Below are 14,872 nucleotides of genomic sequence, written 5' to 3'. Positions count from 1 at the left end.
TGGCGTAGCTGCCGTTATACGCACCGTGTGCATTGTTAGCAGATTTTTCCTTCACCGCCAGAAATCCGGCCTTTCTGCCTACAGTCTGCGATGCCCCCGAATGACAGAACGCTGGTTATAATGCGCGGCCTTTTGTGTCAGGCAACGTCTGATCATTGCTGCAAGTGGCCGATATTTATTTTCACGGTCGCGGCAGTCATTGTTCGATTTCACGGGTCAACGGGATGCCTGTTGATCCAGGTAGCGGCGCAGGCCAGGCCGCTCAACCAGACTCGCCGAGCCCTTATCTCTGCGCCTGCGAGCCTGCTTTCACAATTTGTCAGGTGGTTTTATGGACAGCATCAACAGCCGCATCGCCGAGGAACTCGGCGTACGCCCACAACAGGTCGAAGCGGCCGTCGCGCTACTCGATGAAGGCTCCACGGTGCCCTTCATCGCCCGTTACCGGAAAGAAGTGACCGGCAGCCTCGATGACATCCAGTTGCGTCATCTGGAAGAGCGTCTGCGCTACCTGCGAGAACTCGACGAACGGCGTATCAGCATCCTTGCCAGCATCCAGGAACAAGGCAAGCTGACCCCGCAACTTGAACGCGACATCAAACTCGCCGACACCAAAACCCGCCTCGAAGACTTGTACCTGCCGTACAAGCAGAAGCGCCGCACCAAGGGCCAGATCGCCCTGGAAGCCGGCCTCGGCGAGCTGGCCGACGGCCTGTTCAACGACCCGACCCTGACGCCAGACGCCGAAGCCGCGCGCTTCATCGATGCCGAAAAAGGCGTCGCCGATGTGAAGGCTGCCCTCGAAGGCGCCAAGTACATCCTCATGGAGCGTTTCGCCGAAGACGCCGGCTTGCTGGACAAACTGCGCAGCTACCTCAAGCAGGAAGCCATCCTGAGTGCCCGCGTCATCGCTGGCAAAGAAGAGGAAGGCGCCAAGTTCCGCGACTACTTCGAACACGATGAACCACTGAAAAGCATGCCGTCGCACCGCGCGCTCGCCATTTTCCGCGGTCGCAACGAAGGCATTCTGAGTTCTGCGCTGAAAGTCGGCGACGAACTGCCGGGCACCATGCACCCGTGCGAAGGCATGATCGGCCAGCAATTCGGCATCCAGAACCAGAGCCGCGCCGCCGACAAATGGCTGGGCGAAGTGGTGCGCTGGACCTGGAAGGTCAAGCTCTACACCCACCTGGAAACCGACCTGCTGGGCGAACTGCGCGATGGCGCGGAAACCGAAGCAATCAACGTGTTTGCGCACAACCTGCACGATTTGCTGCTGTCGGCACCGGCCGGGCCACGCGCCACGCTGGGCCTCGACCCGGGCCTGCGCACCGGTTGCAAGGTCGCCGTGGTCGACTCCACCGGCAAGCTGCTGGATCACGCCACGGTTTACCCGCACGTGCCGCACAACAAGTGGGATCAGACCCTCGCCGTGCTCGCCGCCCTGTGCGCCAAGCATGCGGTGGACCTGATCGCCATCGGCAACGGCACCGCCAGCCGCGAAACCGACAAGCTGGCCGCTGAACTGATCAAAAAATACCCAGCCATGAAGATGACCAAAGTCATGGTCTCCGAGGCCGGCGCATCGGTTTACTCGGCGTCGGAACTGGCTTCCAAGGAATTCCCGGATCTGGACGTGTCGATCCGTGGCGCAGTATCGATCGCTCGCCGCCTGCAGGATCCACTGGCCGAGCTGGTGAAGATCGACCCGAAATCCATCGGTGTCGGCCAGTACCAGCACGACGTGTCGCAGCTGAAACTGGCGCGCGGCCTGGACGCCGTGGTCGAAGACTGCGTGAACGCCGTGGGCGTCGACGTCAACACCGCCTCCGTGGCGCTGCTGGCCCGCATCTCCGGCCTCAACGCGACGCTGGCGCAGAACATCGTCAGCCACCGCGACGAGCACGGCGCTTTCAAAACCCGCGCCGCGTTGAAGAAAGTCGCTCGCCTGGGCGAAAAAACCTTCGAACAGGCTGCCGGTTTCCTACGCGTTATGAACGGCGACAACCCGCTGGATTCGTCCGCGGTTCACCCGGAAGCCTATCCGCTGGTCCAGCGCATCGCCGCTGAGACCGACCGCGATATTCGCTCGCTGATTGGCGATGCCAGCTTTCTCAAGCGCCTGGATCCGAAGAAGTACACCGACGAGACTTTCGGTCTGCCAACGGTCACCGACATCCTGCAAGAGCTGGAAAAACCTGGCCGCGATCCACGTCCTGAGTTCAAGACGGCCGAGTTCCAGGAAGGCGTCGAAGACCTCAAGGACCTGCAACTGGGCATGATCCTCGAAGGCGTGGTGACCAACGTGACCAACTTTGGTGCGTTCGTCGACATCGGCGTGCATCAAGACGGTTTGGTGCACATCTCTGCGCTTTCGGAGAAGTTCATCAAGGACCCGCGTGAAGCGGTGAAGGCCGGTGACGTGGTGAAAGTGAAAGTCATGGAAATCGACATTCCGCGCAAACGCGTTGGTCTGTCGATGCGCATGAGCGACACCCCGGGCGAGAAAATCGACGGTGCCCGTGGCGCGCGTCCGGGGTCGGCACCGCGCCAATCCCAGAACAACGCACCGCGTAAAGAAACAACGGCGGCGGCTCCGGCCAACAACGCCATGGCGTCGCTGTTCGCCAACGCCAAGCAGTTGAAGAAACGCTGATGGATTTCCCTGCCGGGGTGACCGAAAGCGCTTTTTTCAAGTTGCTGGGGTGTCGTTTGCACAATCTGGAGACCGGGGTGGCGCAAGTCGCCCTCGGGCTTGCACCAGAGCTGCGCAATCGCGGCGGCAATTGCCATGGGCCTGGCCTGTTCCAGCTCCCACGGCTTTGACCAGCAAAGCGCGACCATCGAGTGCAAGATCAACTACATTCGCGCCGTTGAAGGCGGCGAAGTGATGTGCACGGCGCGGGTAATCCACCCGGGCCGGCGCACGCTGGTGGTCGAAGCTGACGTGATGCAGGGCGACAAACTCGTCGCAAAAGCACAAGGCACGTTCGCTGTCCTGTAGCTAGTGGTCATCAATTTGAGTTAATTTCGGCGCTAGAAAACCTGTGGGAGCGAGCTTGCTCGCGATTAGGGCGTGTCAGTCAACATCTATGTCGTCTGATACACCGCCATCGCGAGCAAGCTCGCTCCCACAGGGATTGTGGCGACTCGGCTAACTGACATTGGTCTGTGCTGCTCAAAAACCAGGCGAAAACGCCAGTTTCAACTTCACCCTTGTAGACCGTCTTGCCCACCCCCATATTGGGGCGACTGACGCGTGAAGGAATCCAACTTGAGCGAACTTCTGAACCGCCGCCTGGCCCTGCTCGGCGAGCGCGCTAACCTCTCTCTGCTCGAACAGTGCCTTCACGGCATCGAACGTGAATGCCTGCGCGTGACCGGCGAAGGTCGCCTGGCGCAAACGCCGCACCCGGAAGAATTGGGTTCCGCGCTGACCAACGAACAAATCACCACCGACTACTCCGAATCGCTGCTGGAGTTCATCACCCCGGCCCTGCCCGACCCGGCAGACACCTTGGCGAGCCTCGACAGCATTCACCGTTTTGCCTACAGCAAGCTCGGCAACGAGTACCTGTGGAGTCCATCGATGCCGTGCCCGTTGCCGGCGGAGGAAGACATCCCGATTGCCTATTACGGCACGTCCAACATCGGTCAGCTCAAGTACGTCTACCGCAAGGGCCTGGCCCTGCGGTACGGCAAGACCATGCAGTGCATCGCCGGGATTCACTACAACTTTTCCCTGCCGGAAAAGCTCTGGCCGCTGCTCAAAGAGGCTGAAGGTTTTGTCGGCACCGACCGCGACTATCAGTCGTCAGCCTACATCGCCCTGATCCGCAACTTCCGCCGCTACAGCTGGCTGTTGATGTACCTGTTCGGCGCATCGCCAGCGCTTGACGCCGGTTTCCTGCGCGGTCGTTCGCACCAGTTGGAACAACTGGACCCGGATACTTTGTATCTGCCGTACGCCACCAGTCTGCGCATGAGTGACTTGGGTTATCAGAGCAACGCCCAGGCCGGGTTGACCCCGTGCTACAACGATCTGGCCAGTTACACCGACAGCCTGCGCAAAGCGGTTGCCACGCCGTATGCGCCGTACGTCGAAATCGGCACGCATCAGGACGGTGAGTGGGTTCAGCTCAACACCAACATCCTGCAAATCGAAAACGAGTACTACTCCAACATCCGCCCGAAACGTGTGACCTACACCGGTGAACGGCCGATCCAGGCGCTGGTAGCCCGTGGCATTCAGTACGTCGAAGTGCGATGCCTGGACATCAACCCGTTCCTGCCGATGGGCATCGACCTGCCGGAGTCGCGGTTCCTCGACGCGTTCCTGCTGTATTGCGCGCTGAACGAGAGCCCGTTGCTGACCAACACTTCTTGCAGCAATGCGACCTCGAACTTCCTCAGTGTGGTCAAGGAAGGTCGTCGTCCGGGCCTGCAACTGCAACGCGACGGTCATCCGGTGGACCTGAAAGAGTGGGCCAGCGAGTTGCTGGAGAAGATTGCTCCACTGGCGGCAATGCTGGATCAGAGCCATGGCGGCGATGCGCATAGCAAGGCAATGGATGCGCAGTTGGCCAAGGTCAAGGATCCTTCCCTGACGCCATCCGCCCAGGTGCTGGCGGCGATGGCTGAGCACAAGGAGAGCTTCAGTCAGTTCTCCCTGCGTCAGAGCCGCGCGCATGCGGAGTTTTTCCGTAGTGAGCCGTTGAATGGTGATGATCAGGCGAAATTTGAAGCGCGGGCGCGTTCGTCGCTGGCTGAGCAGGTTGAGCTGGAGCAGAACGAGGTGGGCGATTTCGATGTGTTTGTCGGGTCGTATCAGGCGAGCATTCTGGCGATTAGCAACTAATCTCCTTGGCACTGATCGTCCCCACGCTCTGCGTGGGAGCGATCAGGTTACCTGCTTAGAATTTTCCGCTCATAAGCTCATTCGAAAAAGTTATTTATTTTCTGATTCTTAGATCATTTAGTCTCCTTTCACGCCGACTCTCGGTCGCCTGACAAGGAGCTTCTCTATGAAACTGACTTCCCCCCTTCGCCTCCTGGCGGCCGCGTCTCTGGCTGCGGTGAGTTTCTTTGCCCAGGCGGCTGACGTCACCGTCGCCTACCAGACCACCGTTGACCCGGCGAAAGTCGCCCAGGCCGACGGTGCGTACGAAAAAGCCACCAACGCTAAAATCGACTGGCGCAAATTCGACAACGGCGCCGACATCATCGCGGCCATCGCTTCCGGCGACGTGCAGATCGGCTACCTCGGCTCCAGCCCTCTGACGGCTGCAATCACCCGCAAGGTCCCGGTAGAAACCTTCCTCATCGCCACCCAGATCGGCGCCGCTGAAGCCCTGGTCGCTCGGGACGGTTCCGGGATCAAAACTCCGCAGGACCTGATTGGCAAGAAAATCGCCGTGCCGTTCGTTTCCACCGGCCACTACAGCCTGCTGGCCGCCCTGAAGCACTGGAACATCGACCCGTCGAAAGTCACCGTCCTCAACCTCGCACCACCGGCGATCGTCGCCGCCTGGAAACGCGGTGACATCGACGCCACTTACGTCTGGGACCCAGCGCTCGGTGTGGCCAAGGAAAACGGCAAAGTACTGATCACCTCCGGCGAACTGGCCAAGTTCGGCGCGCCGACCTTCGATGCCTGGATCGTGCGTAAAGACTTCGCCGAGAAGCACCCGGAGATCGTGACCGCGTTCGCTAAAGTGACTCTGGATGCCTACGCCGACTACCGCAAAGACCCGAAGGCCTGGCTCGCCAACCAAAGCAACGTCGACAAGCTGGTGAAACTCTCCGGCGCCAAGGCCAGCGACATTCCGTTGTTGCTGCAAGGCAACGTCTACCCGCTGGCGGCTGATCAGGTGATCACCCTCGGCGCGCCGACCACCAAGGCCATCACCGACACCGCCGCGTTCCTCAAGGAACAAGGCAAGGTCGAGGCCGTGCTGCCGGATTACGCCCCCTACGTCAGCGCCAAGTACATCACCAACTGATCGGGAGTTAACTGCGATGGCTTTGCTACAACTGGAGCGCATCAGCGCACAGTACCCCGGTGCAGCGGAACCTGTGCTGGCGGATATTTCTCTGAGCCTTGGGCCCCAGCAATTGCTGGTCGCCCTCGGCCCGTCCGGCAGTGGCAAGACCTCGCTGTTGAACCTGATTGCCGGTTTCGTCGAGCCTAGCGCCGGGCGGATCACCCTCGATGGCGTGCCGGTCAAAGGCCCGAGCGCCGAACGCGGCGTGGTGTTCCAGGACGATGCGCTGCTGCCTTGGCAGGACGTGTTGGCCAATGTCGGTTTCGGTCTGGAACTGGCCGGCATTTCCCGGGACAAACGCGAAATCCGCGCGCGGGAAATGCTCGCCCTGGTGGACCTTTCCGGTTTCGAAAGTCGCCGAATCTGGCAACTCTCGGGCGGCCAGAAACAACGTGTCGGTCTGGCTCGCGCCCTCGCCGCCGACCCTCGGGTTTTGCTGATGGACGAACCCTTCGGCGCCCTCGATGCTTTCACCCGTGAACAAATGCAGGAGCTGCTGCTGCAAGTCTGGCAGCGCACCGCCAAGCCGGTTTTTCTGATTACCCATGACATTGAAGAAGCGGTGTTCCTCGCCACTGACCTGATTCTGCTGGCGCCAAACCCTGGGCAAATCGTCGAGCGCCTGAGCCTGGACTTCGGTCAGCGTTACGCCGCTGGTGAGTCGGCACGCTCGATCAAGTCCGACCCGCGCTTTATCGAAACCCGCGAACACGTGCTCGCGAAAGTGTTCTCCCAACGCAGCACCGTCCTGCGGCAGGAGCGCGCATGAGCAGCTATGAGATTCCGGCCGTCACGGTCAAACCGAACTCGACGGTGATTCCTGTTCGACGCAGCCTTAGTACTCGCTGGATCAGTCTGCTGACGCTGATCGCGCTCGTGGTCATTTGGTGGGCCGTCACCGCCACGGGGATGATCGAACCGCTGTTCCTGCCACCACCCTCCGCCGTGCTGCAAAAAGGCTGGCTGCTGGTGACCACCGGCTACATGGATTCGACCTTGTGGCAGCACTTGGGCGCGAGTCTCAGCCGAATCGGTTTGGGCCTGGGTTTCGCGGTGCTGACCGCCGTGCCGGTCGGCATCGCCATCGGCCACAACCGCATCGCTCGCGGCATTCTCGATCCGCTGATCGAGTTTTACCGCCCTATCCCACCCTTGGCTTATCTGCCGCTGATCGTGATTTGGTGCGGCATCGGTGAGCTGTCGAAAGTCTTGCTGATTTACCTGGCGATTTTCGCCCCGATTGCCATCGCCACCGCCACCGGTGTGCGTACGGTCGACCCGGCCAAGTTGCGCGCGGCGCAGTCGTTAGGTGCGACCCGGGCGCAGCTGATTCGCCATGTGATTCTGCCGAGTGCGTTGCCGGACATTTTGACCGGTGTGCGGATTGGATTGGGTGTGGGTTGGTCGACGCTGGTTGCCGCCGAATTGATCGCCGCCACCAGCGGGCTGGGCTTCATGGTGCAGTCGGCCGCGCAGTTCCTGGTCACCGATGTGGTAGTGCTGGGAATTCTGGTGATCGCGTTGATCGCCTTCGCCATGGAAATGGGCTTGCGCGCGCTGCAACGCAAACTGGTGCCGTGGCATGGCCAGGCTCACTAAAGACTTGTCATTGACCATGCCGACAGCTCGGCGCCCCGGATTGAAGAGAACCACCATGAGCCACCTGACAATCGTCCCCCTCAGCTCCGCCCTAGGCGCGCAAATCAGCGGCGTCGACATCAGCCAGACGCTGAACCTGGAACAGCGCGACGCCATCGAGCAGGCGTTGCTCAAGCATCAGGTGCTGTTCTTCCGCGACCAGCCAATCGAGCCACAGCAACAAGCGCGATTCGCCGCCCATTTCGGCGACCTGCACATTCACCCGATCTACCCGAATGTGCCGGAACAGCCCGAAGTGCTGATCCTCGACACCGCCGTCACCGACGTGCGCGACAACGCCATCTGGCACACCGACGTGACCTTCCTGCCGACCCCGGCCATGGGCGCAGTACTCAGCGCCAAGCTGCTGCCGGAGTTCGGTGGCGACACACTGTGGGCCAGCGGCATCGCGGCGTATGAAGCGTTGTCCGCGCCGATGAAAACCTTGCTCGAAGGGTTGACGGCTACCCACGACTTCACCCGCTCGTTTCCGCTGGAGCGTTATGGCAGCACGCCGCAAGCGTTGGCCCAGTGGGAAGAAGCGCGCAGGAAGAATCCGCCGTTGTCACACCCGGTGATCCGCACGCACCCCGTGAGCGGGCGCCGCTCATTGTTCGTCAATGAAGGCTTCACGTCGAAGATCAATGAGCTCTCGGAGACCGAAAGCGAAGTGATTCTGAAGTTGTTGTTTGCCCACGCGACACGGCCGGAGTTTACGATCCGCTGGCGTTGGCAAAAGGACGACGTGGCGTTCTGGGATAACCGCGTGACACAGCATTACGCCGTGGATGATTACCGGCCGGCGCGGCGGGTCATGCAGCGGGCGACGGTGCTGGGGGATGTCCCGTTTTTTCAGTAAGCCGATCGCCCGATCGTTCCCACGCTCTGCGTGGGAATGCAGCCATGGACGCTCCGCGTCCACTGTGACGCGGAGCGTCACGGGAGGCATTCCCACGCGGAGCGTGGGAACGATCAAATCGGGGGTTAGTCAGCCGTCGAAGGTTTCTCCCAAAGATTAACCCCACCCTCCTGAGCAAACCGGTCAATCTCCGCCAATTCCTCCGCGCTAAAGCTCAAATTTTTCAACGCCCCGACGTTCTCGATAATCTGCTCCGGCCGGCTCGCACCGATCAGCGCCGAAGTCACGCGCGGATCGCGCAACGTCCACGCCAATGCCAGCTGCGCCAGACTCTGACCGCGACGCTTGGCGATCTCATTCAACGCACGCACATGAGCGATGTTGGCTTCGGACAGGTGCGATGTCTGCAACGAACCACCACCCGGACGATTGACCCGCGCATCCGCCGGCACACCATTGAGGTACTTGTCAGTCAACAAACCCTGAGCCAGCGGCGTGAACGCAATCACGCCTGTACCGAGTTCGTCCGTCGTATCGAGCAGGTCTTTTTCCACCCAACGATTGAGCAGGTTGTAAGCCGGTTGGTGAATCAGCAACGGGACTTTCCACTCTTTCAACAACGCAGCCATTTCACGAGTTTTAACCCCCGAGTAGGACGAGATGCCGATGTACAGCGCCTTGCCCTGTTGCACCGCGGTGGCCAGTGCGCTGGCGGTTTCTTCCAACGGCGTGTCCGGGTCGAAGCGGTGGGAGTAGAAGATGTCCACGTAGTCCAGGCCCAGACGTTGCAGGCTCTGATCAAGGCTGGCCAGCACGTATTTGCGCGACCCGCCGCCCTGACCATAAGGGCCGGCCCACATGTCCCAACCGGCCTTGCTCGAGATAATCAGCTCGTCGCGATACTGCTTGAAGTCTTCGCGCAGCAAACGACCGAAATTGATCTCGGCACTGCCATACGGCGGGCCGTAGTTGTTGGCCAGGTCGAAATGGTTGATGCCGAGATCAAACGCGGTACGCAGCAATGAACGCTGGGTGTCGATCGGCGTGCTGTCGCCAAAGTTGTGCCACAGGCCCAGAGACAGTGCCGGCAGCACCAGCCCGCTGCGCCCCACGCGGCGGTAAGGGATGGAGTCATAGCGGTTTTCGGCAGCGGTGTAGGTCATCGAATCCTCTCTTGTCTGTCTTGAATTGGGTATCGACTGCTTCGCAGTTGCCCAGCATACGCCCAGACAAACGCCGATAAACCTCTGACTCGAGAAAATGCTGAAACGTTTCACAGATGATCGAGACTTTTCGGTTCGCCGTATTTGCGCAGGCGCCAAGATGCCACCGCTGGAACGTCTGGCGCAGCCAGAAGACATCTCCCGCGTCGTGTCCTTGGTCGGCTCCGAAGCGATCTGGGTCAACGGGCAGATTTTGCGGGTTAATGGCGGGCTGGTTTAACTAAGCTCACACTGACACCGCAGTGCCGACTCAAAGGCAACACACATTTGAAGGGCGGAACACACCATGCACACCACCATCATCATCACCTTCGGCCTGATCCTGCTGGCGCTGATGCTGTTCATCGGCGAGAAAATCGGTTTCAGCCGCCAGACCCTGACCTACAGCTTTGTCGTGCTGTGGTTCGCGCTGACGTTAATCAACGGTGCAGTCGGCATGGTCAGTGCTGGCCAGCCCTTTAGCACGGAGCTGGTAGTCGGCAGCGCCGTATTCGGCGTGCCGGTGGCGGCGATGGTGCTGTTCATGGTGTTGAGCGCCGAGAACTGAAAAAGGGCCCGGCGCCACCGGTTCTCGATCAACGCACCAAATGCAAAAACTGCATGTGCCGTTCGTACTGATCGAGAATGTCGTTGATGATCTGCTCCTTGGTGTAACCCACCAGATCGTAGTCCTGACTGCCCTCGCTCAAATGCACTTCGGCGCGGTAGTAACGGCGATTGTTGAGTTCCTTGGAACCCATGCCGCCACGGGCGAAGGACGGCGTGAAGTAGCCGCGCATCTGCACCTGATAGATAAACGGATGCTCCTCGCCGTGACCGATTTCCAGGCTGACGTTGTCGTTGGCCGGGTCCGGTTGAGTGACCACGTTCAAACCCTTCTCGACGAACACCGCCGAGACGTCTTCAATCGCCGGGCGCACCGTCGTATCGAGGAAGCGGTAAACCTCATCGCGAGATGGGAAATGCACGGCCTGAGTCAAGCGTTGACGCCAGCCGCCACGTCTCGATCCTGATACCGGTGCCAGGGAATGCAGTTGCGCGATCTGCTTCTGCGACTCCAGATAGAACGCTTTGTGCAGCCCCCACATCATCAGCAGCAAAATCATGGAGAACGGCAACGAAGTCAGCACCACAGCTGACTTCAGCGCATCAATGCTGCCGGAGAACAGCAGCGCACTGGTCACCAGCGCCGTCATTGCCCCCCAGAACACTCGTAACCATTTCGGCCCGTCTTCATCGGGGTTGCCGCCCTTGGCGGACAGCGTCGACAACACCACCGTGCCGGAGTCGGCCGAGGTCACGAAAAACACGAAGCTGATGAACACCGTCACCGCGATGACCGTTTTGCTCCACGGATAGGTTTCCAGCAGCAGGTAGAGGGTCATCGACGGGTTATCGATGGCCGACATGCCGAGGGCGCTCATGCCGTGGTTGAGGACTTGATCGATGGCGCTATTACCGAAGATCGACATCCACGCGAGGGTGAAGCCGAGCGGAATCAGCAGCACGCCAAAGACGAATTCGCGAATGGTTCGGCCACGGGAAATCCGTGCGATAAACAGGCCCACGAACGGCGACCATGCAATCCACCAGGCCCAGTAGAACACCGTCCAGCCGCCCAGCCAGTCGCTGGGTTTGTCGTAAGCGTAGAGGTCGAAACTCTTCATCGGCAACGCGCCGAGGTAGTCGCCGATGTTCTGGATCAGCGTGTTGAGCAGGTGCTGAGTGGGGCCGGCGAACAGCACGAACAGCAGTAGCGCGCAGGCCAGCAGCATGTTGATGTCGGACATCACCCGCACGCCTTTGTCGACGCCAGACACTGCAACGATGATCGCCGCGCCCATCATCAGCGTGATCAGGCCGACCTGAACCCACTGGGTGTGAGCGATGCCGAACAGGTAGTCCAGACCCGAGTTGAGGTGTAACACGCCAAAGCCCATGTCGGCGCCGAGGCCGAACACCGTGGCGATGATGCCGAAGCCATCCACCGCGTAACCGATGGGGCCGTTGATGCGCTTGCCAATCAGCGGATAGAGCGCCGAACGCAGGGCCAGTGGCAGGTTATGTCGATAAGCGAAGTAGGCCAGGGCCATGCCGACGAAGGCGAACACACCCCAGCCATGCAGGCCCCAGTGCAGAAACAGAATCTGCATTGCCTGACGCGCCGCATCCGCCGTGCCTGCCTCGCCTTGCGGTGGTTGCGACAAATGGGTCAGCGGTTCGGACACGCAAAAGAAAAACAGCGTGATGCTGATCCCGGCGGCGAACAGCATGCCGGCCCAGGACAGGTAACTGAATTCGGGTTCGTCGTGGTCGGCACCGAGCTTGATCTTGCCGTAGCCAGACAAGGCGGTGACCACCACGAAGACCAGATACAGGGTCATCGCGAGCATGTAATACCAGCCGACCGTGTTGGCCGCCCAGTTTTGCGCTTCCAGCAGCCAGGCACCGGCCTGTTCAGGCAAGGCAATAACCACAATGCCAAACAACAGAATGAAACCCGCGGCAAAGTAGAACACCGGCGGATTCATGCGGACCTGGCCGCTTGGAGGGGTGGAAGGTGCACTCATGAAAGGCGCACCTCAAGGGGGTGAAACAGGGCAATCAGTAACGGACTCGGCAAAGGCAAGCCTCCTGTTGTGAGCGGGCAGCAAACCGACGGTTTAACTTGAATGAGCGTTCAAGTTAAACATGAATAGGGTGCTAAGGACTAATCGCAAAGCTCGGCGGTACCTTTCGTACGCTAGCTCAAGGATGGGTATGACGCGGGGTTTGGGGGATTCGTTCAGTGGGAAATTAGCTAAATGCCAGTATTCGTGTTCGCCTTAAAACCAATCGCGAGCAAGCTCGCTCCCACAGGGATCTCGGGTGAACACATTAATTGTGAACGACAGAGAAACCTGTGGGAGCGAGCTTGCTCGCGATGAGGGCAGGTCAGTCAGCGAAGATTTCGGGCTTACTTCTGCGTCCCGTCATCATGCTGCAGATTCGCCTGAGTCAGGTTGCTCCCCGCTGGCACGCTGCGGGTCAGCCAGACATTACCGCCAATGGTCGAGCCCTTGCCGATGGTGATTCGGCCCAGAATCGTCGCACCGGCATAAATCACCACGTCATCTTCGACAATCGGATGTCGCGGCTGCCCCTTTTGCAATTGACCGTCCTCATCCGCCGGGAAGCGCTTGGCGCCCAACGTCACGGCCTGATAAATCCGCACACGCTCACCAATGATGGCGGTCTCGCCGATCACCACACCCGTCCCGTGATCGATGAAGAAGCTGCGACCAATCTGCGCGCCAGGGTGAATGTCGATGCCGGTGGCCGAGTGGGCGATTTCCGCGCTGATCCGTGCCAGCAACGGCAATCCGGCGCGGTACAAATGGTGGGCCAGACGATGGTGAATCACCGCCAGAATCCCCGGATAGCACAGCAACACTTCGTCAACGCTGCGAGCCGCCGGATCGCCGTGATAGGCCGCCAGCACGTCGGTGTCGAGCAGACTGCGCAGCCCCGGCAATGCGAGGGCGAAGTCCTGAATGATCTGAATGGTCTTGGCCTCGACCTCAGTATCGGCCTGGGCACTGTGGCGAGCGGCGTAGCGCAATTCGAGTCGCGCCTGAGCCAGCAACGCGTTCAACGCAACGTCCAGCGTGTGGCCGACGTAGAAGTCTTCACTCTCCTCGCGCAGATCCACCGGGCCGAGGCGCATCGGGAACAACGCGCCACAGAGGGCTTCGAGAATCTCCGCCATGGCCGCTCGGGAAGGCAACTCACGCCCCCCCTGTTCGGTGCTGGCGCGGCCGTTTTGTACGCGCCACTGGTCACGCGCCGTGCGCAGTTGACTGACGATGGTCTGCAGTTGCCAATGACTGGAACGCTCGCTCACGGTAAAAACTCCTCACGGGCGGCCGGACTGCCTGGCCGCGTTATTGGCAATTACTCTACGGCATGGCCTGGAAGGCGAATTAAGAACCGATTGTGCTGTGCTCAGCACTTTTGGGTATAAGTCGAATGCCGGTTGCCCCGCTAAATAGGCGTGCCTATAGTCCTGTCATCTCCCTCCGCCAGTACGGACCCCATGATCAAACAAAAGCTTGCCCGCTTTAACCGTCTCGACCTGCTCGGTCATCCTACCGCCCTGGAAAAACTCGAACGCTTGTCGACCTGGCTGGGCCGCGATGTGTACGTCAAGCGTGATGACCTGACGCCGCTGGCCATGGGCGGCAACAAGCTGCGCAAACTCGAATACCTGGCGGCCGATGCGCTGGCACAAGGTGCCGACACCTTGATTACCGCAGGGGCGCTTCAGTCCAACCATGTGCGCCAGACTGCCGCCATTGCGGCCAAGCTTGGCCTGGGCTGCATAGCGCTGCTGGAAAACCCATTGGGTACCGACGACGCTAACTATGTCGGTAACGGCAATCGACTGCTGCTGGACCTGTTCGATGCCAAGGTCGAGTTGGTGGAAAACCTCGACAACGCCGACGAGCAATTGCAGGCTCTGGCCGACCGTCTACGCAACAATGGCAAGAAGCCGTATCGGGTGCCGATTGGTGGCTCGAATGCATTGGGCGCGTTAGGTTATGTGCGCGCTGGGCTCGAGCTGGCCGAGCAGATCAAGGACACCGGGCTGGCATTCGCCGCCGTGGTCCTGGCCTCGGGCAGTGCCGGGACCCACAGCGGTCTGGCGCTGGCATTGAGTGAAGTACTGCCGGATTTGCCAGTGATTGGTGTCACGGTTTCCCGCAGCGATGAAGATCAGCGCCCGAAAGTCCAAGACCTCGCCGAACGTACTGCCGAGCTGCTGGGAATGAGCCTGCCAGACAGTTTCAAGGTCGAGTTGTGGGACGAGTATTTCGGCCCGCGCTATGGCGAGCCGAATGCCGGGACACTGTCGGCGGTGAAGCTGGTGGCGAGTCAGGAAGGGCTGTTGCTCGATCCGGTCTACACCGGCAAGGCCATGGCGGGTTTGCTCGATGGCATCGGCCGCCAGCGCTTCAATGACGGCCCGATAATCTTCTTGCACACCGGTGGGGCACCGGCACTGTTTGCCTACAAAGACTTTTTATAAGCGATCGTTCCCACGCAGAGCGTGGGAACGATCTTGAACA

At 60.2% G+C, this 14,872-nt stretch carries 11 protein-coding genes and 2 pseudogenes; 10 read left to right on the top strand and 3 right to left on the bottom strand.

Annotation, left to right across the window (positions count from 1 at the left end; genetic code table 11):
• Positions 1 to 331 precede the first annotated feature (331 nt).
• From ACYZT7_RS02115 to tauD, 7 genes and pseudogenes are all read left to right on the top strand, one after another.
• Positions 332 to 2,656 (top strand): Tex family protein, encoded by a 2,325-nt coding sequence (locus tag ACYZT7_RS02115; RefSeq protein ID WP_462039759.1) that lies wholly within the window; start codon positions 332 to 334, stop codon positions 2,654 to 2,656.
• A pseudogene (locus ACYZT7_RS02110) lies at positions 2,656 to 3,004 on the top strand (PaaI family thioesterase). Before ACYZT7_RS02115 ends, ACYZT7_RS02110 begins: the two are co-directional and overlap by 1 nt.
• Before the next feature lie 270 nt (positions 3,005 to 3,274).
• Positions 3,275 to 4,858, top strand: a complete 1,584-nt coding sequence (gene gshA, locus ACYZT7_RS02105; RefSeq protein WP_462039758.1) for a glutamate--cysteine ligase — start codon at positions 3,275 to 3,277, stop codon at positions 4,856 to 4,858.
• 166 nt (positions 4,859 to 5,024) lie between these two features.
• Positions 5,025 to 6,002 (top strand): taurine ABC transporter substrate-binding protein, encoded by a 978-nt coding sequence (gene tauA, locus ACYZT7_RS02100; RefSeq protein ID WP_462039757.1) that lies wholly within the window; start codon positions 5,025 to 5,027, stop codon positions 6,000 to 6,002.
• A gap of 16 nt (positions 6,003 to 6,018) precedes the next feature.
• Positions 6,019 to 6,813 (top strand): taurine ABC transporter ATP-binding subunit, encoded by a 795-nt coding sequence (tauB, locus tag ACYZT7_RS02095; RefSeq protein ID WP_462039756.1) that lies wholly within the window; start codon positions 6,019 to 6,021, stop codon positions 6,811 to 6,813.
• Positions 6,810 to 7,643: a taurine ABC transporter permease TauC gene (gene tauC, locus ACYZT7_RS02090; protein ID WP_462039755.1), complete on the top strand. Its 834-nt coding sequence runs from the start codon at positions 6,810 to 6,812 to the stop codon at positions 7,641 to 7,643. The genes tauB and tauC overlap by 4 nt, the downstream gene beginning before the upstream one ends.
• A 55-nt stretch (positions 7,644 to 7,698) precedes the next feature.
• The gene (tauD, locus tag ACYZT7_RS02085) at positions 7,699 to 8,541 is read left to right on the top strand and encodes a taurine dioxygenase (RefSeq protein ID WP_462039754.1); all 843 of its coding nucleotides are present in this window, start codon (positions 7,699 to 7,701) and stop codon (positions 8,539 to 8,541) included.
• 125 nt (positions 8,542 to 8,666) lie between these two features.
• Here the strand turns inward: tauD and mgrA are convergent, their stop codons facing one another.
• On the bottom strand, positions 8,667 to 9,704 hold the full coding sequence (gene mgrA / locus ACYZT7_RS02080; protein ID WP_462039753.1) for an L-glyceraldehyde 3-phosphate reductase: 1,038 nt from the start codon (positions 9,702 to 9,704) through the stop codon (positions 8,667 to 8,669).
• Positions 9,705 to 9,858: 154 nt separating this feature from the next.
• Here mgrA and ACYZT7_RS02075 point away from each other — a divergent pair.
• Both ACYZT7_RS02075 and ACYZT7_RS02070 read left to right on the top strand, forming a co-directional pair.
• Positions 9,859 to 9,984 (top strand): annotated as a pseudogene (locus tag ACYZT7_RS02075) (3-ketoacyl-ACP reductase); the annotation flags it as partial.
• Between the two features lie 66 nt (positions 9,985 to 10,050).
• On the top strand, positions 10,051 to 10,311 hold the full coding sequence (locus ACYZT7_RS02070) for a hypothetical protein (RefSeq protein ID WP_462039752.1): 261 nt from the start codon (positions 10,051 to 10,053) through the stop codon (positions 10,309 to 10,311).
• A gap of 28 nt (positions 10,312 to 10,339) precedes the next feature.
• Here the strand turns inward: ACYZT7_RS02070 and betT are convergent, their stop codons facing one another.
• The gene (betT, locus tag ACYZT7_RS02065) at positions 10,340 to 12,295 is read right to left on the bottom strand and encodes a choline transporter BetT (RefSeq protein ID WP_462041729.1); all 1,956 of its coding nucleotides are present in this window, start codon (positions 12,293 to 12,295) and stop codon (positions 10,340 to 10,342) included.
• A gap of 425 nt (positions 12,296 to 12,720) precedes the next feature.
• A complete protein-coding gene (gene epsC / locus ACYZT7_RS02060; RefSeq protein WP_046045486.1) occupies positions 12,721 to 13,647 on the bottom strand; it encodes a serine O-acetyltransferase EpsC in 927 nt (308 codons plus the stop codon).
• Positions 13,648 to 13,839: 192 nt separating this feature from the next.
• Between epsC and ACYZT7_RS02055 the strand changes: the two genes are divergently transcribed.
• The gene (locus tag ACYZT7_RS02055) at positions 13,840 to 14,832 is read left to right on the top strand and encodes a D-cysteine desulfhydrase (RefSeq protein WP_462039751.1); all 993 of its coding nucleotides are present in this window, start codon (positions 13,840 to 13,842) and stop codon (positions 14,830 to 14,832) included.
• Positions 14,833 to 14,872 lie beyond the last annotated feature (40 nt).

Source organism: Pseudomonas sp. RT4P38 (assembly GCF_054897765.1).
This window is presented reverse-complemented; position numbering and strand designations above follow the sequence as displayed.

Coding starts and splice junctions, on each gene's coding strand:
- ACYZT7_RS02115 (WP_462039759.1), top strand. CDS start 332: ATGGACAGCATCAACAGCCGCATCGCCGAGGAACTCGGCGTACGCCCA.
- tauA (WP_462039757.1), top strand. CDS start 5,025: ATGAAACTGACTTCCCCCCTTCGCCTCCTGGCGGCCGCGTCTCTGGCT.
- tauB (WP_462039756.1), top strand. CDS start 6,019: ATGGCTTTGCTACAACTGGAGCGCATCAGCGCACAGTACCCCGGTGCA.
- tauC (WP_462039755.1), top strand. CDS start 6,810: ATGAGCAGCTATGAGATTCCGGCCGTCACGGTCAAACCGAACTCGACG.
- tauD (WP_462039754.1), top strand. CDS start 7,699: ATGAGCCACCTGACAATCGTCCCCCTCAGCTCCGCCCTAGGCGCGCAA.
- mgrA (WP_462039753.1), bottom strand. CDS start 9,704: ATGACCTACACCGCTGCCGAAAACCGCTATGACTCCATCCCTTACCGC.
- ACYZT7_RS02070 (WP_462039752.1), top strand. CDS start 10,051: ATGCACACCACCATCATCATCACCTTCGGCCTGATCCTGCTGGCGCTG.
- betT (WP_462041729.1), bottom strand. CDS start 12,295: ATGAATCCGCCGGTGTTCTACTTTGCCGCGGGTTTCATTCTGTTGTTT.
- ACYZT7_RS02055 (WP_462039751.1), top strand. CDS start 13,840: ATGATCAAACAAAAGCTTGCCCGCTTTAACCGTCTCGACCTGCTCGGT.